The 19,145-nt window shown below is 64.6% G+C and carries 25 protein-coding genes and 1 tRNA gene; all 26 read right to left on the reverse strand.

Annotated elements, in window-relative coordinates:
- Positions 1 to 24 precede the first annotated feature (24 nt).
- Positions 25 to 495, reverse strand: a complete 471-nt coding sequence (locus Q5694_RS34805; RefSeq protein WP_443040832.1) for a winged helix-turn-helix domain-containing protein — start codon at positions 493 to 495, stop codon at positions 25 to 27.
- Positions 496 to 697: 202 nt separating this feature from the next.
- Positions 698 to 1,402 (reverse strand): hypothetical protein, encoded by a 705-nt coding sequence (locus tag Q5694_RS08805; RefSeq protein WP_333931945.1) that lies wholly within the window; start codon positions 1,400 to 1,402, stop codon positions 698 to 700.
- Between the two features lie 63 nt (positions 1,403 to 1,465).
- A complete protein-coding gene (locus Q5694_RS08810; RefSeq protein ID WP_333931946.1) occupies positions 1,466 to 2,086 on the reverse strand; it encodes a hypothetical protein in 621 nt (206 codons plus the stop codon).
- An 887-nt stretch (positions 2,087 to 2,973) separates the two neighbouring features.
- Positions 2,974 to 3,324, reverse strand: a complete 351-nt coding sequence (locus Q5694_RS08815) for a hypothetical protein (protein ID WP_333931949.1) — start codon at positions 3,322 to 3,324, stop codon at positions 2,974 to 2,976.
- Positions 3,321 to 3,584 carry a hypothetical protein gene (locus Q5694_RS08820; protein ID WP_333931950.1) on the reverse strand — a complete coding sequence of 88 codons (264 nt, stop codon included), beginning with the start codon at positions 3,582 to 3,584 and terminating at the stop codon, positions 3,321 to 3,323. Before Q5694_RS08820 ends, Q5694_RS08815 begins: the two co-directional genes overlap by 4 nt.
- Positions 3,585 to 3,838: 254 nt before the next feature.
- A complete protein-coding gene (locus tag Q5694_RS08825) occupies positions 3,839 to 4,246 on the reverse strand; it encodes a hypothetical protein (RefSeq protein WP_333931951.1) in 408 nt (135 codons plus the stop codon).
- Positions 4,243 to 4,650 (reverse strand): hypothetical protein, encoded by a 408-nt coding sequence (locus Q5694_RS08830; protein WP_333931952.1) that lies wholly within the window; start codon positions 4,648 to 4,650, stop codon positions 4,243 to 4,245. Before Q5694_RS08830 ends, Q5694_RS08825 begins: the two co-directional genes overlap by 4 nt.
- Positions 4,651 to 4,683: 33 nt before the next feature.
- Positions 4,684 to 4,817, reverse strand: a tRNA-OTHER gene (locus Q5694_RS08835).
- A gap of 80 nt (positions 4,818 to 4,897) precedes the next feature.
- Positions 4,898 to 5,068 (reverse strand): hypothetical protein, encoded by a 171-nt coding sequence (locus Q5694_RS08840; protein WP_333931953.1) that lies wholly within the window; start codon positions 5,066 to 5,068, stop codon positions 4,898 to 4,900.
- Positions 5,069 to 5,108: 40 nt separating this feature from the next.
- A complete protein-coding gene (locus tag Q5694_RS08845) occupies positions 5,109 to 6,293 on the reverse strand; it encodes a sigma-70 family RNA polymerase sigma factor (protein ID WP_333931954.1) in 1,185 nt (394 codons plus the stop codon).
- Between the two features lie 450 nt (positions 6,294 to 6,743).
- Positions 6,744 to 8,597 carry a DNA polymerase gene (locus Q5694_RS08850; protein WP_333931955.1) on the reverse strand — a complete coding sequence of 618 codons (1,854 nt, stop codon included), beginning with the start codon at positions 8,595 to 8,597 and terminating at the stop codon, positions 6,744 to 6,746.
- Positions 8,598 to 8,784: 187 nt separating this feature from the next.
- Complete coding sequence (locus Q5694_RS08855) at positions 8,785 to 11,199, reverse strand: phage/plasmid primase, P4 family (RefSeq protein WP_333931956.1); 2,415 nt, start codon at positions 11,197 to 11,199, stop codon at positions 8,785 to 8,787.
- The gene (locus Q5694_RS34810; protein WP_443040833.1) at positions 11,178 to 11,621 is read right to left on the reverse strand and encodes an HNH endonuclease; all 444 of its coding nucleotides are present in this window, start codon (positions 11,619 to 11,621) and stop codon (positions 11,178 to 11,180) included. The genes Q5694_RS08855 and Q5694_RS34810 overlap by 22 nt, the downstream gene beginning before the upstream one ends.
- 251 nt (positions 11,622 to 11,872) lie before the next feature.
- Positions 11,873 to 12,163: a hypothetical protein gene (locus Q5694_RS08860; protein ID WP_333931957.1), complete on the reverse strand. Its 291-nt coding sequence runs from the start codon at positions 12,161 to 12,163 to the stop codon at positions 11,873 to 11,875.
- A 179-nt stretch (positions 12,164 to 12,342) separates the two neighbouring features.
- Positions 12,343 to 13,062 carry a recombination directionality factor gene (locus Q5694_RS08865; protein WP_333931958.1) on the reverse strand — a complete coding sequence of 240 codons (720 nt, stop codon included), beginning with the start codon at positions 13,060 to 13,062 and terminating at the stop codon, positions 12,343 to 12,345.
- A 204-nt stretch (positions 13,063 to 13,266) separates the two neighbouring features.
- Positions 13,267 to 13,479, reverse strand: a complete 213-nt coding sequence (locus Q5694_RS08870; RefSeq protein ID WP_333931959.1) for a hypothetical protein — start codon at positions 13,477 to 13,479, stop codon at positions 13,267 to 13,269.
- 111 nt (positions 13,480 to 13,590) lie between these two features.
- The gene (locus Q5694_RS08875) at positions 13,591 to 13,749 is read right to left on the reverse strand and encodes a hypothetical protein (RefSeq protein ID WP_333931960.1); all 159 of its coding nucleotides are present in this window, start codon (positions 13,747 to 13,749) and stop codon (positions 13,591 to 13,593) included.
- Positions 13,746 to 14,012, reverse strand: a complete 267-nt coding sequence (locus Q5694_RS08880) for a hypothetical protein (protein WP_333931961.1) — start codon at positions 14,010 to 14,012, stop codon at positions 13,746 to 13,748. Before Q5694_RS08880 ends, Q5694_RS08875 begins: the two co-directional genes overlap by 4 nt.
- A gap of 50 nt (positions 14,013 to 14,062) precedes the next feature.
- Positions 14,063 to 14,908, reverse strand: a complete 846-nt coding sequence (locus Q5694_RS08885; RefSeq protein ID WP_333931962.1) for a hypothetical protein — start codon at positions 14,906 to 14,908, stop codon at positions 14,063 to 14,065.
- A gap of 248 nt (positions 14,909 to 15,156) precedes the next feature.
- Positions 15,157 to 15,411 (reverse strand): hypothetical protein, encoded by a 255-nt coding sequence (locus Q5694_RS08890; protein ID WP_333931963.1) that lies wholly within the window; start codon positions 15,409 to 15,411, stop codon positions 15,157 to 15,159.
- 71 nt (positions 15,412 to 15,482) lie between these two features.
- Complete coding sequence (locus tag Q5694_RS08895) at positions 15,483 to 17,429, reverse strand: hypothetical protein (protein ID WP_333931964.1); 1,947 nt, start codon at positions 17,427 to 17,429, stop codon at positions 15,483 to 15,485.
- Between the two features lie 111 nt (positions 17,430 to 17,540).
- Positions 17,541 to 17,720 carry a hypothetical protein gene (locus Q5694_RS08900; protein ID WP_333931965.1) on the reverse strand — a complete coding sequence of 60 codons (180 nt, stop codon included), beginning with the start codon at positions 17,718 to 17,720 and terminating at the stop codon, positions 17,541 to 17,543.
- 2 nt (positions 17,721 to 17,722) lie between these two features.
- Complete coding sequence (locus Q5694_RS08905; protein WP_333931966.1) at positions 17,723 to 17,890, reverse strand: hypothetical protein; 168 nt, start codon at positions 17,888 to 17,890, stop codon at positions 17,723 to 17,725.
- Positions 17,891 to 17,900: 10 nt separating this feature from the next.
- Positions 17,901 to 18,119, reverse strand: a complete 219-nt coding sequence (locus tag Q5694_RS08910) for a hypothetical protein (protein ID WP_333931967.1) — start codon at positions 18,117 to 18,119, stop codon at positions 17,901 to 17,903.
- Positions 18,120 to 18,239: 120 nt separating this feature from the next.
- Positions 18,240 to 18,824 carry a deoxynucleotide monophosphate kinase family protein gene (locus tag Q5694_RS08915; protein ID WP_333931968.1) on the reverse strand — a complete coding sequence of 195 codons (585 nt, stop codon included), beginning with the start codon at positions 18,822 to 18,824 and terminating at the stop codon, positions 18,240 to 18,242.
- A 50-nt stretch (positions 18,825 to 18,874) separates the two neighbouring features.
- A complete protein-coding gene (locus Q5694_RS08920; protein ID WP_333931969.1) occupies positions 18,875 to 19,054 on the reverse strand; it encodes a hypothetical protein in 180 nt (59 codons plus the stop codon).
- Between the last annotated feature and the right edge of the window lie 91 nt (positions 19,055 to 19,145).

Consider the following 19,145-nt stretch of genomic DNA (forward strand, 5'->3'; position numbering starts at 1 on the left):
GGGGGCAACCGTAGCGGGCTTCACTCAGTTGGGGGAGAGAGTGACGAAAATTCCCCCCTGACGGGCTTCCCACGTGCGCCCGTGCTCGACTGCATACCGGCCGTCGGTCACCAGTTGCATGCGCAGTGGGGCGACCGTGTTGAGCAGGATGTTGGCGAGTGTCTCGGTGCTCTCTTCGGCGTACGCCTGCCGGACAGCAGCGGCAAGGGCTTCAGCGGCCGTGTCGACAGTCGGAACGTCGGCGCTGTCTCCGCCGTGATCTTCAATGACCCAGGTAATACGCATGCCTGAAGGTACCCGGTAGTGACTCCGCTGGTGCACTTCAAGCTTGCCTTCCATGACTAGCTTCGCGAGCACTTGTCGGAGCGCCGTCCGCCCGATGCTCAGCTCTTCGCACATGGCGCGTTCGGAAGGGAGCTTGTCGCCCGGCCTGTACCTTCCGGTGAGCACCCATCCGCAGATGGTCACATACGCCGCTTCGGTCTTCGGTCCCATGTCGGCCAGCGTATGACGAAGCCCCGTTCCGAACGGACAACGGAACGGGGCTACGCCTGCCCTGGGGCGCCTATGGTGGTTCTGGCACACGCCCCGGGGCTCCTCCAGACTCCTTCGACAGAAGGTGCCCGACCAGGGAAGCACGAAAGCCCCGTGCCTACCGCCGGAGTGGCAGTAAGCACGGGGCTTGTGGTATGGGCGCTCAGACCTTCAGTTCGGCATCGAGCTGGGCGAACTTCTTCCGCACGGTGGCCGGGTGACGTCCGGCGGCAGCGGCGACTTCGACAGGGTTCAGCTTGTGCCGCCAACCCTGCTCAATGATCTTGTTGGCTTCGGCGTTCGTCAGGCGCGTCTTCGGCTCTTCGTCGGCAGGCTCAGGCTCCGGCTCAGGAAGTGCTTCCTGAACGACCTGGGGCGCGCTGAAGGTCTCAGGAACGGGCGGCACGACCCAGCGGGCGGCAACCGGCTCAGCGGGCTTCTGAGGGGCGCTCAGCGCCTTCGCCTCAGCGTCGGCAAGTGCGGCCATGTAGACCGGGCCGACTTCGGCCAGAAGCATCACTAGCGCGGGTGCAATCAGGTGGACGGCGACGCCGACCCAGTCGCTTGCGCTGACGCTCAGCCACACGTTCAGGAAGACGGAGCTGAGCCCCGTAACCCAGCGGAAGGCGACCGGCCACGCCCCCAGCTTCGTCACGCCGTACTTCGCCAGAGTTGACTCAGCGCTGAGCGCCATGATGAACGCCGCATCAACGATCAAGCCCAGTACCCATCCGGACCACTGCCATTCGCTGTGGGCGCTGACGAACGGGGTCGTGGTCATGAGGCTGTAGAACACGAGCCCCGTAATCAGAAACCAGCGTCCGCCGGTCAGCACCCTGCGGGTTGTCTTGATGGCTTTCGTATCCAACTTCCGTACTCCTTCGCCCAGTTGTGTTCTCTGGGCGTGGGTAAGGGAGTCGGTGACTTGCCGTCAGTCGGTCACGGGGTGCCAGGTGTCGACCTTGCTCGGCTCAGCCGCGCAGTCTCCCAGCGGGACGCCCAGTGCCTCAGCCATCTCGGCATCACACACGACGCCCGGGTCGGCGTAACCGGGGTCGCCGTCAACGACCAGGGTCACGTCGTCAGCGGGCAGACCTTCGCCATGGCCGGGGAACGGCAGGAAGACTTCCGGCACGCTGATCGGGAAGCCCGGCATGATCGTCTTGCCTATGTCGTCCAGCACCTTGCCGTCGTCCTGGGCGTCGGTGAACGGGCCTTCGCTGCCGGGTGACTGTTCGGCGGGCTTCGCCGTCTCCGGCGCCGTCGTCCTGGTGCTCGTCGTCGGCGCGTCGGCGGGCGGCTTGCTGGCCTTCTGAGGGGCCGTCGGCAGGCTTCCCGGCTCCGTGCCCGCTGCTTCCCGCTGCGCGTCTTCCTGCGCCGTCTGAGTGGGCGCCTGACCGGCAACGGGCGGTGCGGTGACAGTCTTCGTCGGCTGGGGGACCGGCGATGCGTCTGCGGGCGTGTTCGGGTTCGTGAAGACGAGTGCTCCGATGCCGAACGCCACAGCGGCAGATGCCACGGACGACATGGGAAGGATGATCTTGTTACGCATTGCTTGTCCCCGATGTGATGGTTGCCGTTTCAACGGCATGTGTCCCGATGATCGCATGTGCACAGCGTGCACACAGCATTTAGTTCGTAACGGTCACGCTACGGACACGCGCGACTCCGGATGGACGTAGTCACACGCCGTCCACGTGGCCGGAAAAGGGACCAGCTCCGCCGTTTCGCGCGATCGGATCCACTCGACGGCCGCAACCAGGATTCCGGAGTCCTTCCGGCGCCCCAGGATGCGGAACCCGTCGTACCGAGGGACGGCCGGAGCCGACAGAATCCGCGCCACGAGCCGCCCGTGTGCCCGCAGGACTGCGCGCAACTCGCCACAGGAGTTGATCAGTTCGTCCGTCATGGCGTCCCCGAGCACGTCACACGCCGTCCAGTGTCGTTCTGGCCCGGTAGGCACGTTGACGGACAGTGAGAGTGTGAACGGGACGGTGTGCGGCATGACTTGCCCCCCAGGGTTGCGCGGAATCGCTTGCTCCATGATGCGTTTTCGGCCAGTCACTTTCCGTCATACGTGCGGATGATGTTCATCACCCTCCACAGGTCGTACAACCTTCACCCACACGAAACAGTCGGTGAGGTCTGTTTCTGGTCGAACGGATGTACGAAGTTACAGCGCGCCATGGTCATATGCCAGCGAGTAAGGAGTGAATTTTCTGACGGCCCGTCAGCAAACACGAAAGCGCCCCAACCTACTCACGTGAGTAAGCTGGGGCGCTTCGTTGTTGTCAGCGCTCGTTGCCGGGCCACCCGTAATAGCAGCCCTGAAGTTGAAGGATCAGGCTCTTCAGGTCGTCGCGCGACCCTAGAACGATCTCGTTCCCGTACGACGATCCCCCAGCGACATGCGCCGAGTGAACTCGCACGCGAAGGGCGCTATCCCGCCACCGGTCCCGGACAAGCTCCGCGCCGATCTCGTCCACGGGTGAGCCGACCGACTTTACCGGAATCTCGGGCAGCAAGGCTCTTCCCCTTCTCCAGAAGTGTGCGGATCGTGTCGGCGTCGGCAGCGCCCACGTGCTCAGCGAGCGGCTCGCCGTACGGGTCCGCGTCGTCGAAGATGCGGATGGTAGGCACCGTATGGACGCCGTCGGCGCGCGAATCGGACTCGGTAACGTTGACGAACTCCGGCTCAACGTCAGCGGCCCAGCATTCGTCGCGGAACGGACGCCACACGAGCGAGCCGGAGCTATGGCCGGGAAGACCGACCAGTACGGCGTAGATCACTTCTCGCTCTTCTCCCAACAGGTCGTGTGCACGCGCGGAAGGCTAGGCTGAGCCTGGCCGGTCTTCGGCGGCTTGTTGAAGTTGGGCTTCGGGGCCGAGGGAGCGACGCGCGGAGCGGGTGCCGGTCGGGGCGCAGGAGCCGAAGCGGCAACCGTGCTGTAGGTCGTGCACTCCGTGTTGTCATCGGTCAGCGAGCATCCGGCCAGCGCACCCAGGGCGGCGACGGCAGCGGCGGCAGTAACGGCAAGGGGCTTCTTCATGCGCTTCTCTCCTTCACGATCCAGTCGGCCAGCACGCAATCCGCGTACGCCGTAATGTCTTCCGTGCCGTCCTCGTACGGCTCAGCGAGCACAACGTGAACGTTGACAGGGGCGCCGAACATGTCTCTCCTCGCTGGGCACCCAACCTACTCACGTGAGTAGGCTGAGCGCCCCAGGTTGCTAGTCGTCTCCGGCGATCCACTGGGCAAGCTGAAGCACGTCGTACGACTTCCGGGGCGGCTTCGGCTCGTCGCTCACGAGAACTCACGCCCGTCGCCGGACGACATGCGGCGCTCGTACGCGACGCCCCGAAAGCTCACGCGGTCACGGTTCAGCGCTGCCCGTATGTCGGCCTGCCGCTTCGCTTCCTGCGCACTCCAGTCGTTCAGACTCGTCGCCGTCGTCGGCCTGATCTTGTCGGCTTCTTCGACGAGCCACGCGGCAAGCTGTCGAGCCTGCGCCGGAGTCATCACAGCACGGTCAGCGGGAACGGCGAGGCTGATCTTCCCCGGCTCGTTCGACTTGACGAACCCGACCACGCGCCCCTTCTCGCACGTCATCGCGGCCTTCGTTTCGGTGGTGACCTGAAGCATTTTGCTTCTCTCCTTTGCGATATCGGCTATCAGATGAATGCGCGCCTCTTGCCACGGCGTCAGCCTCATGCGAAAAGCGTCAACTGTTCGGCCGAAAGGTCAAGGGGTGACCGGTGAATCTCGCGCGCGAATTCCTCGTGAAAGACCACTTGTCCGTACTGGCCGACACGGGCGCGATCGTCGGGAACCTCGTACTCGAAAAGCCGGAATCCGGCTTCGTCCAGCCTCCCCAGCCATCCGGCGAACCATCGGAAAAGCGCCGCCTTCGAGTTGAAGCCGCAACGCTCCCAGTCCCGGACCGTTTGAAGTTCCGCGTCGGCGTACGGGGACGGGTGCTCATCATCGGCGTGGGAAAGCCCCATGCCCCAGATGAGATCCAGCGACTCTTTCGGAACCACCGAGCTGCACGCGTACGGCCCGGCGGGAAACCCTGCGCACTCCGCCGACTCGTGGGCGACTCGCCATACCTTCACGCCGTCTCTCCTTCGCCGTGATGTGTGCTTGCGTGCGCGGGGAAGGAATCGAACCTTCCTAGGCGGGGTGCCCCCCTATTAGCCACCATGGTTAAGGGGAGTCGAACCCCACAACGGCTCCAGCCGAATACCGGAATCGAACCGGCTTACCTTCTGCCAATCCGCGCCAAGCGCCCCGGAAGGGAGTCGAACCCTTCGCGCCGTACCGGTTACGCCCGGGGCTTGAGGGGGCCGAAGCCCCCGGGTGTTACGCCGCCTTACAGGCGAGCTTCTTCAGCAGCGGGACCGACTCCGCGAAGGTGCGCGGAACGGTGCTGATCACGTCGCCGTCGGCGTTCTTCGTGGTGAACTCCAGAACGTTGCCGACGCGCGACACCGTCACCGTGTGGTCGGAAAGCTGGAAGGTCTGAGACTGCATGGCGTTTCTCCTGTCTTCTGAGTGCCAGTAAGGGAGTCGGTTACTTGCGCCCGGCGGGCTTCAGGTTGGCCGCAGCGGCGGCTTCGAGAACGGCCGCGTAGCTGGTGGCACCGGTCAGCGCAACGGCCGCCACGTAGCGCTTCGCAAACGCCTTCCGGCCCTTCGAGCGGTGCGCCTTCACGTTGGCGTACGTCATCCCCAGGGCTTCGCACAGCCCGTCCATGTCGCACCCGTCGCCCCAGCCGAAGTCAGTGGCGCCGCCGATGCCGAAGGAGTGCCGGAGAACGTCCCGCTGTGCCTGCCCCATCGACTTCAGGGTGTCGTGCACACGGGTGTGCTTCTCGGCGGATTCGGCCATGCGCTCATCACGGACGTCCCGAAGGTCGTCGGCCAGCGCGCCTTCGGTGGCAGTGGACACGGCGGATCGGAGCACGGCCATGGCGTCCAGCACGTACCGGCGCTCAGTCGGGTCGCTGGGGACGCGCACGACGTCCTCAAGGGCTTCGACGGCGGGAAGGGTCGGGTAGCCCCAGACGCACGCGCTCAGCGTCTCCGAGAGGGCGGCAGCGGCCTTCTCGTCCTTCGGCACGGTCACGTAGCGCATGAGCACGTGAACGGCTTCGGAGGCGGCGCCCACACCGACCTTCGGGCGAATCTCGCCGTCCGGCTCTTCGTCGCTCGCGGGGATGAAGTCGGCAAGGGTGCTGTTCTGATAGACGCTGGACGAATTCGACCCGCCCATGGGCTTGTCGATGGACACGGTGCCTTGCCACGCAAGCCGGGCGGCTTCGGCACGGTCAGCGCTGAGGCGGCGTCCCTTCGGCGGCAAGGTCTGTGCGAGCTTCGCCGCTTCGTACACGTCGCCGTCGGCGGCTTCCACCATGGCTGCGAAGGTCTTCATGGCGTTCTCGTCGGCACCCGCCACCACGTTGCGCGCATCGCGCACGGCATCCTTCAGCCGGTTGTCAACGGTCGTGTACGTGAGCCGCAGGAAGGCTTCGGCCGTGTCGTCCGTGAAGCGGCTGAGAAGCTCCCAGACGGCGATCCGGCCCACCTGCGTGAACTCTTCGCGGTAGTCCGCGAGACGGGCACCACCGTGGGGGGCCATGCGGCGCGCTGCCTGATCGGCCAGCACGGCAACCCGCGAATCGGTGGCTTCGATGACTGCCGCCGTGGCAGCAAGGTCGTTGTTCTGGGCAGCGCGAATGACGTCGATGGTCAGCACTGGGTTACTCCCCTAGGTCGGTGTCGAATCCGGGTAAGGGAGTCGGTGACCTAGGGGGCGACGGCGGGCGTCACAACCAGCTCACGGCAAGGTTCCGCACGCGCTGAGGGCATGCGGAGGTAACCAATCGGTCACCGACTCTTGCCGACGGGGGTTGATCAGTTCCGGTCCGTCGTGCACCACGAACATAACCCGGTGCCTACTCACGTGAGTAGGCACTTTCTCTGCCGTGGCACTAGGGAAGACTGCTGATGGCGTCGGACAGTTGTTGAGGATTCGAAGGCGTAACCGCGTCTCATCCTTGGGTATGACTGGTCTGGCATATGCACGAAGGCCCGTTACCTTCGTTTAATAGGCAACGGGCCTTCGGTCATCCGTTCGGATGATGGCCAACCTACTCACGTGAGTAGGCAGGATCGTTACTCGGGCGTGATCTGACGGCCGAACAGGTCAGACGTCGGCGCCGTACAGCGACCCCCAGGACCGGCCGCCCAGCTCCGCCTCAGCGACGACAGGGACACCGAACAGATCCATGGTCATGCAGCGCTCAAACTCACGCGCAATGTCCTTCGCGTCCGACTTCGGGGCGCTGAACACGATCTCGTCGTGAATCGGAAGCTTCATGTACTCCAGAAGTCCGGCTTCGCGCATGTTGAGCATGGCTTGCCCCAGGACGTCACGCGCCGCCGACTGACACTGATAGTTCACGACGGCGTACGTGCGGTTACGGTCCAGCGGAAGGCGACGGCCGGTCACGGAGACAGTGACGAGCCCCGTAGCCCGCGCTTCCCGCTGCCACTTCGACGACGCGCGCTTGATCTCCGGAAACACGCGGTCGTACTCCGCGACGGCGCGGGCAATCTCCGACTCGGGGGCGCCGGTTTGCCTCGAAATCGTGGTGATACCTCCGCCGTATACCTTTCCGAACCCGGCGCCCTTGAACACCTTCCTGTCGCGTTTCGTGGCGCCTTCGCCCTTGATGAGCTTGGCCGTATACATGTGAATGTCGAAGTCGGATCCGCCGGACACGAAACCTTGCTTCATGCGCTTCACATTGGCCAGCGCCGCGAGCACGCGCATTTCGATGGCTTGGAAGTCGACGCTTCCTATGACGTGGTCCGGCTGGTCGCCCAGGATTGCGCGGCGAATCATCCAGTCGGATGACGGCAGCGTTTGTGCTGCGAAGTCGCCCGTGATGGACATGCGCCCCGTGCGGGCCTGAAGCGTGTTGATGGTCGGGTGAATGCGCCCCAGCGGGTCCACGTTCGCCGCGAACTTGTCGGCGTACGCCGTGACCCACTTACCGGCCCGCTTAGCCCGCAGGACGGCTTCGGCCAACGGGTTCGGCTCACGCGCCCCGATGCGCTGCCAGTCCCGATCAAGGTCCGCCAAGGGCAGCAACACGGCCTTGTCGACCTTCAGCGCCCCGCCGTCGGTGTGCTCCGTCAACGTCTCGCCCATGGCCAACAGAGCTTCCGCGACCTGCGCCCCGGAGTTGACGGAGTCGACGCCCCAGCCTGCCGCTACTTCAAGATGCTTCGCTTCTTCTTCGCGCAGCATCCGGCGGAGCGTGTCGACGTACTCAAGGTCAAGCACGAGCCCTGCGCGCTGCATATGCGCGCACATGTACGCAATCTCGTGTTCGTACTGGAGAAGCGTCGGGCGGACACTCAGACGCTCGTGCTCGGCGTCAAGCCGTGGGTTCAGGCGTGCCGTGTAGATCACGTCAAGCCCGGCGTACAGGTTGTACGTCGGGTGCTCCAGCGGGATACCCGCCCAACCGGTCTTCTTCGTGAGCCCCAGGGACCGGAACACGGCCGTAAGGTCGCCCTGAGTGTCCGGCGCCCCAGGGTCGACGTAGAACGCGCTGAGCGGCTTCAGGCCGGTACCAATGCCGCCTTCCTGCGGCTGACGCGGGTCCAGCAGCGTGGCCTTGATCTTCGTATCCGTCGTGCGCGGCGCAAGCGACTCCATGGACACGTTCGTATGTGCGTCCAGGACGAGCCAATCGAACGGCGCGTTGTGAATCAGGAAGCGCGGGCAGTGCTTCAGCACCCATTCCGCTGCCTCAATGAACCGGCCGCGAAGTTCCCAGTGGATTACCCACGCTTCGTGCGCAGTGCCGAATTGCACGGTGCGGAGCCGGTATCCGTCGGCGTAGATATCAAGGCCGGTCGTCTCCGTGTCCAGGGCAAGTTCCGGTTTCGAGCGCGCCCAGTGCATGAATTGTCGAAGGTCAGTGTCAGTCTCCGGGATTCGGATCGTGACGACGTCCCCGGCAACGTCATGGCGATACGTGATCATGCCTCAACTCCCTTCACTCACTGGCCTAGAAGGGAGTCGGTGACGTCACTCTCCGCGCATACCGCGGTAGTAGCTATGTCCGTTTCTGTCCGGGTTCAGCCCATGCCGGCATGGGGCAAGATCGTCACTATACGTAAACGCGAAAGGGCCCCAACCTACTCACGTGAGTAAGCTGGGGCCCCGTGGGCTAGTCCTTCGCGAAGATGCCCGAAGCAGGCGCAGCGGCAGGCGCATCGGCAAGGCGCACGCCGACCAACGCGATACCCGTGCGCGTCTTCTTCTTCGTCACGTTGCGCTCTTCCATGGCCTGATAGAACGCCTTACGCGACCAAACCTCCGTGCTCTTCAGCCCCTCCGCCTCGCACCAGTCGCGATACTCGTTGTACGCGTCGGCACCCGGAAGGACATGAGTGTCGTCCGCCGCTTCGAGAATGCCCGGGTAGAAACCGGCCAGCGCGTCAGACGTGGCCCGGTATTCGCGGGTCGCGCTGGAAATCGACTCCGGGTCGCGAAGCCCCTTTGCGTACCATTCCACGGCTCCGCGTACGGCCCACGCCACAATGCCCGCAGCTTCAGCCCGAAGCTTCTGGTCCAACGTGTAGTCCCGTTCATCCGGCGCGAAATACCGAGTGAACGGAATCAACTTGACGCGGCGCCACAGTCCTTCATCCTGCGACTTGAAACGCGGCTTGTGATTCGTAGCGAGCAGGATCAAGAACGTGGGGGAGAAGGTGAAGAATTCCTGCCGCAGGAAACGCGCAGTGACCTTATCCTTGCCCGTTACGCGCTTCAGGACGGCTTCCGACATGGGCTTGCCCGACTCGCCCTCAGACGCCATGACGAGACGGGCACCGCGCAGGGCTGCAAGGTCGTTCGGAATCCCGCCCCCATTGCCCTTGTCTTCGAACGTGGCGAACGGCGTCGTCTTCGTGATCCGGCCGAACACGTCAGTCAGCGTCTCCGTGAACACGCTCTTCCCGTTGGCGCCCTTCCCCCACAACACGCCGAAACACTGCTCTGACGTATTCCCGGTGATTCCGTAACCCACGAGCCGCCGGACGTAGTCCACGAGATCCGGGTTGCCGGGGAAGATCTCCGTAAGGAACTGTTCCCATCGCGGAGCCTGCGCCGTCGGGTCGTACTCCAGCGGCAGCGACACCGTGAGCATGTCGCCCTTGTCGTGCGCCCGGAGCTTGCCGGTACGAAGGTCGACGACCCCATTCGAGAAGCTCAACAGGTGCGGCTTCGCGTCGAACTCCTCAGCGTCCACATACACGCTGGGAACGCTGCGAAGCTCAGTCATGAGCGCGTCGATGCGCGTCGTCATCGTGAAGCCGCGCGACTCCGGCAGGCACCCAGCGAGCACGAGCGCCGCACCCATGGCGTGGATTTCCTGCCGCACGCGCGTGGCCGACTTGACCCACGTCACGCCGTCCCACACGAAGTAGCCCAGTCCCGGCGCGTACTTGATCCGGCCGTCCGTCCACGCCACAAGCGCGTGAGCGTTCATCGCGTCCGACTCGCCGTACGTCGACACAAGGTCGCCCAGGATGCGGGCAGCGTCGGCGCCCTGGTCGCTGGACACGGCAACGGCGCCCGTTCGCTGAGCCACTTCAGCCCGACGGTGCTGCGCCTCCATGGTCGCGCGGTCGCGTACTGGACGCGCACGCTTCACAGCGTCATGAAGGACACGCGGGAACTCCGCCGGATCGCCGTCGTTACGCCAGTCAGTCAAGTCCCAACCGGCGCGCGGGATCTCCAGCGCGTACACGTCGATACCATGCGCCGCGAGTCCTTCCGACAGTCGGAGAGTGAACGCGGCTCCGGCCGTGTCGTTGTCCCCAGCTACGATCACTTGAGAGCCGCGCAGCCCCTCCGCCAACTCAGCGATCAGTTCAGGGGAGTTGACGAGCGAAGCACCCCGCACGGCGACCGCGTCGTACCCGACGGCAACGGCTGTGAGCGCGTCTCCCGGCCCCTCAGTGACCAGGGTGACCCCGTACCCGGCTTCGCCCCTGAAGACGCCGTACGGTGCCCAACGCTGGCCGTCGGGGTTGCTCAGGCTCAGCCAACGCCCCGGGCACCTCCCGCTTAGGTCCCGCCCCTGCGCACCACGGATCACGCCGTCAAAGCCCCGCAGCGGAACCACGAGACGCGGGTACCGAGCGAAGGCGCCCGAAACGAACATCGGCCACGTGTCGCACACGTCGGTAGACCAGTAGCGGAGCCCCAGCCGCGCAGCCTCAGCAGCGTCGATACCGAACCGGTCGGCAGCGTACGAGCCGTCGCCCAGTGGCAGAGACTCCAGCCACGTGCGCAGCGCCGCCACGTTCGCCGTACCGACCATCTTCGGCTTCTCCTTCGGGACAGTCAGACCTTCGCCGGTCGCGTTGAACAGGTCGCCCCACGTGAGCCGCGCAGCCTCAACGACCTTCTCCGTCTTGCACGACGCCCGGCACGTCAGCCGGACCTTGTTGTCATCCCCCCGCCAGATACGCAGCGACGGACGGGAGTCGGCGTGAGCCGGACACACGGCCAGATAACCGCCGTCCGGCTCTTCGCTGACCTGCTTGAAGCGGCTCAGGATCTCTCGGAACTCCATGGAACGTCCCCTCTCTTCGGCTTCGTTGGCCTAGAAGGGAGTCGGTTACCTGCCGTCGGTCCGAACGTCTCCGCCCACTCAGCGAGCGTCTTCGCGCCCTTGCTCAGGTTGCACCTCGCGCATGCCGGAAGCATGTTGTGCGCAGCATCGGCGCCACCCTTGCTCAGCGGGTGCACGTGGTCAAGATGCGTGGCCTTCGCGTCGCAGTAGGCGCAGCGGTAGCCCCAGCGGCGCATGATCTCCGTGCGGCTGTACTCCTCATGCTGGACGCCGTACGCCGTGGCCCGCCGCTTCTGACTCAGCGTGTGTCGCTTGTCCTTCGGGAGCTTGCGGTAATAGTCCTTGATGTACGCCTTACGCCTCTTGTTCCGGCAAGGCTGGCAAGGGCACTTCGGCGGGTGCGCGCTCACGGCGTCCACCACACAACGGAAGCGCCACGGGTGACGGCCGTTATCAGCGCGTCGGCGTAGCGTGCCCAGTCGGGCCGGTCGGTCACGCCCGGCTTAAGGCAGATCATGTCCCCAGCCTTGCCGCCCCGCACGTCCCCCAGGGCAGGCGCGGAGTCCGGCCCAATGACCAGCGATACTCGCATTTCTTACCTACTCACGTGAGTAGGCTGAAACGACGACGAGCCCCGGCACGAAGCGCATTGCTCCGCCCGGGGCTCCGTCGTTCAGCCGTTCCTTTGGCCGGTCACGTTGCTGCGCAGAAGCCGCACGTGATCCGTCCCTATCCACTCCTCGCGCAACGACTTGCGCTCGTCCAGTCCACTGCGGGATTCCACGCCGGTCGGCTGCACCTTCAGGAACGGAATTCGCTTGCCGTACGCGTAGCGAATCTCGATCTCCCGGATAATTGCGTCCGATGCGCGCGTTCCGTTCCCGCAGCGGGTTGCGTAGTTGATCAGGTCACCGACATACAGGGCTTCCCCTGCATAGTCGGTGACCGTTCCGCGTTGTGCCATCTATCGGTACTCCGGGTCGAAGTCGTCGGCCGACGGCGTACCGAAGCGAACAGCGCGCACGTGAAGGACGGCACGGCGGGCTTCCGGCGGGTACTCCCACAGCGGCGCCCGTACGGCTTCGTCGCTCGCGTGTTGCATCACGCGCGCCCATGCTTCAGGCGACGCGCGTTCCACCCGGCTCACTCGGCAATGGCGTCGTTGTACGCCTTCACGATCTTGATGACCGGCTTCGTGTACGACACGAGCTTGTTCCGCATCGGGCCCTTCGTCGGCGTGTACTCGACGTACTCCAGCTCCAAGTTCGCGAGCGCCGTCGTGCCGACACGGTCCAGCGCGTCCATGGCCTCATGGAGCACGGCCGCGAGCGTCCACGAGCCAGTGACGAACTTGAACTTGCCAAGCTCCGGGTCATCCGCGAGCCGGAACGTCACGGTGATGGACGGGTTCGGCCCCTGATAGTCCTTCGCAGCCTGCTTGCGCTCAGCGAACAGGGTCGGGCACCCGCAGGGCTCACCGGCCTTGTCTTCGGGCGACAGGAAGGAGACGCCGTCACAGTGGTGGATCAGCTTGCCGTTGACCCACTGCTTCATGTCGGCATGGATGCCGTCCGGTTCGATGATGACCGGCACCTTCGTGGCGGACGAGAAGACGTCGATGAAGTTCTCCGACTGAGACTCCTCGTTTTCGACCGGAGTGCCGCCGAAGAGCTGAGCCACGGCGTCCGCCACAACCTTTTCGCCGGTGCTGAAACGCCACTCAGACAGCGCCACGGGACGGGCCTTCTTGCCGGTCTCGTCCATGTAGCCGGAGTGCAGTCGGCCAACGGTGTCGTCGCTGTACGTCTCGCGCTGCTTCGGCTTGTTCTCGGGGTCGGTCGCCCAGAGGTTGAAACCAGCCATACTAGGGATCTCCCTTGATAGGCGGGCGGGAAGGGTCGGCGTTAGCTCATATCGCTGCGCTTCCGGCTTCCCGCCCGTCCGTGTTTCTCTGTCACTTGTGGTGAAGGGAGTCGGTGACTTGCTACAACGGGCAACACAAAAAGCCCCCCAGCGCCCTTGTGAGGCACTGAGGGGCTCCGTGTGGTGAGTTGGGCCGGTAGGTCGCTAGTTGCGCGTGGCAGGCGACGCCAGAAGGCCCAGCAGACCCACTAGGCCGACCGCGTAAGCGGCGTCGACGAAGCCGACGGCAGGCACGGCAGCGTTGTGGTGATGCCACATGGCCGTGTACGCCATGATGGCCAGCGCGCCCACGGCGACGCCGATGATGCTCAGCACGAGCCACACGGCGAACACCTTCAGGAAGTCGGAAGCCTTCAAGGGGAACTCTCCTTTGTTCGGTGCCTTCGGGAGTGGGTAAGGGAGTCGGTTACCCGCCGCAACTACCGCAGAGGCCGGAGCGCTGGGGGTTGCACAGACAGTTGGGGCCGCTCATTCGTCGTCCGTTCCGTCGGCCATCAAAAACCGGGCAAGCCGTTCGACGGCGGCAATCTTCTCCGGGAAGCGCACGCCGTCCTGATAGCCGCGCGAATTCGTCGCAAGCTTGTCGACGTGCTCAGTCGCCGTTTTCAGCGCCTCTTCGCGAGTCACTCGCTGTCTCCCGTCAGTTCCAGCGCCGCCCGGTATCTGGCACGCGCAATCTCGCTGGCACGATGCTGCTCCCGAACCCGGCGCTTCCCCTCGCTGATTGCGTCGGCAGCCGTCCGGTATTCCGCCGGGTAAACGAAGGTCTCTTCCAGTACGCGACTACCGAACCGGCGCCGCTTACGAAGCTGAACTTCCAGCGCGAGACCGAATGACGCCGACTGCACGCGGATGAACGTGCCCTCGAAAATGTCCCGTTGTCCATGCACGAAAAGAACTCCCTTCCTGATCTTCTGAAGACCAGGAAGGGAGTCGGTTACTAGCGCGCGCGGCGCTGCGTGCCGGTCACGATCTTCCCGGCCTTCTTCGCCAGGGGCTTGCCGATCACCTTCCGGCTCAGATCACGGTCCCACTCGAACGTGCCCCGCAGGCGCAGGAACTCCGCGAACACGGCGTCACCCGTCTCGACCGGCTTGAAAGCCCACGTCTCATCCGTGATGTGCAGCACCGCCGCGCCGTCGAACTCCGGCATGGGTTCCGTCTCGCCCGTCTCGCCGTCGATGACGAAGTCCGCACGCTGATACGCCGCGAGCTGAAGCGCAACGTCCGGGTACGTGGCCTTCGACGTCTTCCAGTCGGCCATGATCAGATGCGGCTTCCCCGACCGGTCCGGCGTGATGTTCCCCGCAGCGTCCAGCCACACGCGGAGCCACACATCGAACGACCCGGCGTACCCGTACGTGTCCGACCATGCCACATCTTCAGCGCGCACGAACTCCGGGTTGACGGCCTTCAGGAACTCGCGGAAGTGATCAACGTAGGGCTGAAGGTCGCTACGGACCCGGCCCACGTACTCGCCCCTCATGATGCGCTCGAACAGGTCGTGTGCTTCGGACCCGACGTCAGCGCGCACCTTCGTGTACCGGCGGGCGGCGCCGCTGAGGTACTGAATCGCGCCTTCGCGGTCGCGCGCTGCCATGTCGGCAACGAAGTCGATGCTGTCCACGGCGAGGGTTGCGGCCATCTTGGCATTCCACGGCCCAAGGAAGTTCTGCTTGGGCAGCATGCCGATTACGGACGTCACGCCCGGGTGAATGATCTCCCTGTCTTCGGGATGGACGTAGAAGCGGCTTCCGCCACGGTAGATAGTGCGAACCTTCGGCAAGGTCGCCCCCTTCAAGCGTAGGTGTCTTCTACGTGGTTTGAAGGGAGTCGGGGACCCGGGTGACGCTGTGATGATGGGACGCGAACTCTGGATTGCCTATAGAGAAGTCTTATGTGATTCCAGAAAACAAGTCACAGCGTCACAGCATCACACCCCGCTGCTCAGCGCTGTACGCCGCTGTGAGGGCGTGACGAAGCCCCGCCGGTACGTGGTGACCCGACGGGGCTGAGAGGGGCTGTGGTGGGCGCTCAGCGTTCGCGCTGCCCCTTCTCGCGCTCCAGCCGGGCTTTCACGCTTTCGCCCAGCCGGTCGAACGCTGCGACGACGGCCGGGTCCTGGTCGACCGGCAACCCCAGGGCCGTCCGGCACGGTGCGCACGTGGGCTCAGCCTTACCGACGGGGAAGGACGGCGCGGCTCCGCACTCCGCTACGTAGTGGTTCGGGTCCGACTTCAGTGCGTGAGTCTCTTCGTCGTCGTGGGACTCGACTGTCAGGTACAGCATGCGGTTACCCCCTTCTACGGAAGGCGCCCCCAGGTCGATTCCCAGGGGCGCCACCTACTGTGTCCGGTTGATTACTCTTCGTCGCTGGTGACCAGGGCGGACAGGTCAAGTTCGAACGCGTCGGCGGCAGCGCGAATGATCGCGTAAACCTCCGCCTTCGCCTTCCGCTTCTCGTTCGCGCCCTTGACCTTCGCGAAGCGCTTCCCGGCCTTCTCCACCTGAGCCTTCAGCGCGTCGAGCGCTTCCTTCGTCTTCTCGGCGTCGGTCTTCTCCGGCTTCGGCGCAAGCTTCTCGGACAGGTAGTCGGCGGGAATCTCCCCCTTCAGCTCTTCGATCTTTGCGTTGACTTCCTGAAGCTCAGCCTCAGCGCCGGGTTCCGTGGACTCAACCAGCGCTTCCTTCTTCTTCTCGGCGGCCTCCAGCGCCTTCACGCGCCGGTCGTAGCGGGCAAGCTCCGTGCGGCCGTACCGGGGAAGGGTGATCCCGTGGGAGGCGTACAGCTCCCGAATGGCGTCGCTGATCTTCAGCTCCGGGTCGGCTTCCGCACGCTCAGCCACGCCGGGAAAGAGTCCGCGCGCAACGTCGATGGACGTAAGGCGCTCCGGGCCGTCGAACGACTCCAGCCATTCGACAAGAACGTCACTCATCTTGTTCTGAGAAGCGCGAACGAGGGACGCGTGCGCCGCGAGACGCTCAACGTCATCGTCGGCAATGCCCTTCTTCGCCTGCTCGTAGATCTCGGCGGCGGCGTTCTTCGTGGTCTTCCGGTCCGCCATGAGGTCAGGCAGATCGTTCGCGTCCGGGTTGGGGATGCGGGTGCGGACGTCCAGGATCGTGTGTGCGAGCTTCTGACCGACGTTGCCCAGCTTCAGGCCCAGGTCAAGACCTTCGGTCAGGTACTTCACGCCGTCGGTGACAAGCTTCTTCACGCCGTCGTACTGGTAGAAGTCGTCAGCCACTTCGGCGCTGCCGCGAACGGCTACCTCCGTGGACGGCGCGTCGGCGGGCTTCTGGTCGGCCACGACCTTGAAAGCGGCGTTGAGGTCAGCGCGCAGCGTGTTGCGCTTCGCCGTCGGAAGCTGACGGATCTTGTCCTCAGCCTCAGACTTCAGCTTCGAAGCCTGCGTGAACGCGCCCTCACTGCCCGGCTCAATGGCCTTGATCTGGTCGATGGTCGCGTGTACGTCGCTGATCGTACCGTCGACGTCGTTCGTCTCCGCCGTGTCGGTGGCGGGGGCTTCGGCCTTCTTCGCGGCCGTCTTCTTCGCAGCGGCAGGCATGTTCTCTCCCTTGTTGTGAGCGTCGCGCGCCGCACTGGCGCGGTCAGCGGCTTCGGCGTGGTCAGCGCCCAGGGCACGGGCACTCTCGAAAGCGGCGGTGTACGCGGCTTCGGCGCCGTCCTCAACGGGCGTGATCTTCTTCTGAGTGACCGTCAGGTCAAGGCCGGGAACCTGAACCGGCTCTTCGGTCACGATGACGTCGCCAGTCGGCACGACCTTCGAGCAACCGGCGCACAATTCAAGCTCCGGCTTCTGATCCATGGCCGGGCCCCAGTACTGAATGGGTGCCTTCGTGCGAACCGTGCACATCGGCAGGTTGCGCCCCCGCTCATCCACGTCATTGCGCAGCGCGTGAATCGCGTCAGCTCCCGGCACGGCGCCAATGCGCACGTCGCCCCGAACGTCCTTCAGCTTCAGCTTCTTCGCGGCCATGGTCCGCCCCCTCGTTTCGGTCGTGTTGTCCTGCGCAGGCGACTCTACGGCCTGCGCGCTGTCCGTGTCCAGCTCACTCACGTGAGTAGGCTGGATTTCCTCCGCGCCTTCCGGCGTGACTTCCACCGTGGCGACTCGCTCAGCCTCCCAGCCGTGCGGCAGACGCTTCGCGGCGGCTTCGGGGGACATGCTCCAGCGGGCGTCAATGAACTCGCCGTCCCGTTCAATGACAACGACGTGCGTGTACCTGCGGGCGCTGGTGCGCGTGAAGGTCGTTCCCTTGTACTGCGCAGTCTGCTTCGCCATGCCCGCCCCTTAGTCGCTGTCGTTATCCTGCTCCGCTGACCCTAGCCTACTCACGTGAGTAGGCACAACCCGAACACGCGAAAAGCCCCCAGGTTTCCCCAGGGGCTTCGCTCAGCGCTGGTCTAGCCGCACGTCCCAGTCGGTCCCGGGAAGCCGTGCCAGCCATCGGGCCACACATTCGCGTGCATCCTGCACCGGAACGCCGGTCTCCTGCTCATCCCAGTATTCGATCATCGTTCCGGCGGCGTTCAGCAGGTGCCGCGCCACTTCGCGCTTCTGTTCGTTCGTCACGGCTAGGCCACCCAGCCGCCGTAGTTCGACCACACGGGGCCGAAGTCGTCGTTCATCGGGTCATACGGGCGCGGGTCGTGCTCCGGGTTCAGCGCCCACCACGCTTCAAGCGCGTCATACGTAGTGGGGTAGGTCTCGCCGTCGAGTTCTTCGATGAAGAGCGATGACATGTTCGTCTCCCTAGTTGGTCGGGGTCGCCGGACGGGCAACCCAGTCAGCGATTACACGGTGTCGGCGGGTGCGGTACGTGTACTCGTCCCGCAGGGTCCATTCAACCGTCACCAACCCTTCGCGCTCCAACACGGCGATGGTTGCGCGGCTCACACCGTTGTACGCATAGAGAACGCCGTTGCGCTTGATGGTCTCCAGCGCTGCCGCCTGAGTCTTCGTGAGCTTCACGCCGTTCCCCTTCGTTGGTGCGGAGCTTCAACCTAGCCTACTCACGTGAGTAGGCACAACCCGAACACGAGAAAAGCCCCCTACCGGCCAACCCGAAGGTCAGTCAGTAGGGGGCGTGCGTCAGCGGCGCTGCGCGGAGCGGGGGAGAAGGAGACTGTCAACGATCCGGTTCAGGTCGTCCAGCGTCCCCGTGTTCGCGATGGTCAGCGCCGTCGGGTAGTTGGCAAGCTCCGTTTCGCTCGCGTGCTGCGCACCACCGCCACGGACACCCGCACCCGGGCGTGTGACGCGGATCATATGGAATCCCATGTCTTGCAGCGCGCGGGCTTCGTTCTCGTACCGGACGTCGGTCACCACAACCGGCAGGCTCAGCCGCTCCGCCGCTTCGATGGCAGGCAGCGCCGCGCGAACCCAGAATCCCGGGTCAATCTCGCGAACCGTCTGCCCGATGTGCTGAAGGACGCGCCGCACTTCCGGGTACGTGATCTTCGCGTAGTCCCAGCCGACGCCCTGAACGAGCTTCGACAGACGGCCGTGAACGCCGTAAGACAGGGGAATGAGCGGGTCAACCTTCAGCGCCGCACGCTTCAACGGGTCGGCAAACGCCACGCGCTGGTATCCGTAGCGCTGACCGAGTCTCTTACCAATGGAGTCCTTCCCCGACTGGGCCGGACCGATAAGGCCAATGCTCTTGTAATAGGCCACGAAAAAGCTCCCTTCCTGATCTTCTGAAGACCAGGAAGGGAGTCGGTTACCTACACGCCCAGGACGGAATGCGCGAAGCCCAGGACGGCAGCGGCGGGGAAGTCCGGCCAGATGGCAGAAGCGACGCCGATGACGCCAACAACGACCGCGCTCACGACCTTCGGATGCCGCTTGATCCATCCCGGGACGGCGCCCAGGTACGAGCCGCCCGGCTTGCTGTGCTCACCCATGCTTTTCCTAACTGTCAGTTACGATCTTGGGAAATGCCGGCGTGGGGCACACCAGGGTAAAACCGGACATACCCCACACCGCGGAGCTAAC

The sequence above is a fragment of the Streptomyces sp. AHA2 genome (genome assembly GCF_036857595.1).
Lineage (GTDB): Bacteria > Actinomycetota > Actinomycetes > Streptomycetales > Streptomycetaceae > Streptomyces.

Bases quoted from the DNA above. Each gene is read 5' to 3' on its own strand.
- Q5694_RS08810 (WP_333931946.1), bottom strand. From the start codon at position 2,086: ATGCGTAACAAGATCATCCTTCCCATGTCGTCCGTGGCATCTGCCGCT.
- Q5694_RS08850 (WP_333931955.1), bottom strand. From the start codon at position 8,597: ATGATCACGTATCGCCATGACGTTGCCGGGGACGTCGTCACGATCCGA.
- Q5694_RS34805 (WP_443040832.1), bottom strand. From the start codon at position 495: ATGGGACCGAAGACCGAAGCGGCGTATGTGACCATCTGCGGATGGGTG.
- Q5694_RS08890 (WP_333931963.1), bottom strand. From the start codon at position 15,411: ATGCTGTACCTGACAGTCGAGTCCCACGACGACGAAGAGACTCACGCA.
- Q5694_RS08820 (WP_333931950.1), bottom strand. From the start codon at position 3,584: ATGAAGAAGCCCCTTGCCGTTACTGCCGCCGCTGCCGTCGCCGCCCTG.
- Q5694_RS08840 (WP_333931953.1), bottom strand. From the start codon at position 5,068: ATGCAGTCTCAGACCTTCCAGCTTTCCGACCACACGGTGACGGTGTCG.
- Q5694_RS08860 (WP_333931957.1), bottom strand. From the start codon at position 12,163: ATGGCACAACGCGGAACGGTCACCGACTATGCAGGGGAAGCCCTGTAT.
- Q5694_RS08825 (WP_333931951.1), bottom strand. From the start codon at position 4,246: ATGAGGCTGACGCCGTGGCAAGAGGCGCGCATTCATCTGATAGCCGAT.
- Q5694_RS08905 (WP_333931966.1), bottom strand. From the start codon at position 17,890: ATGTCATCGCTCTTCATCGAAGAACTCGACGGCGAGACCTACCCCACT.
- Q5694_RS08920 (WP_333931969.1), bottom strand. From the start codon at position 19,054: ATGGGTGAGCACAGCAAGCCGGGCGGCTCGTACCTGGGCGCCGTCCCG.
- Q5694_RS08895 (WP_333931964.1), bottom strand. From the start codon at position 17,429: ATGGCGAAGCAGACTGCGCAGTACAAGGGAACGACCTTCACGCGCACC.
- Q5694_RS08865 (WP_333931958.1), bottom strand. From the start codon at position 13,062: ATGGCTGGTTTCAACCTCTGGGCGACCGACCCCGAGAACAAGCCGAAG.
- Q5694_RS08855 (WP_333931956.1), bottom strand. From the start codon at position 11,199: ATGGAGTTCCGAGAGATCCTGAGCCGCTTCAAGCAGGTCAGCGAAGAG.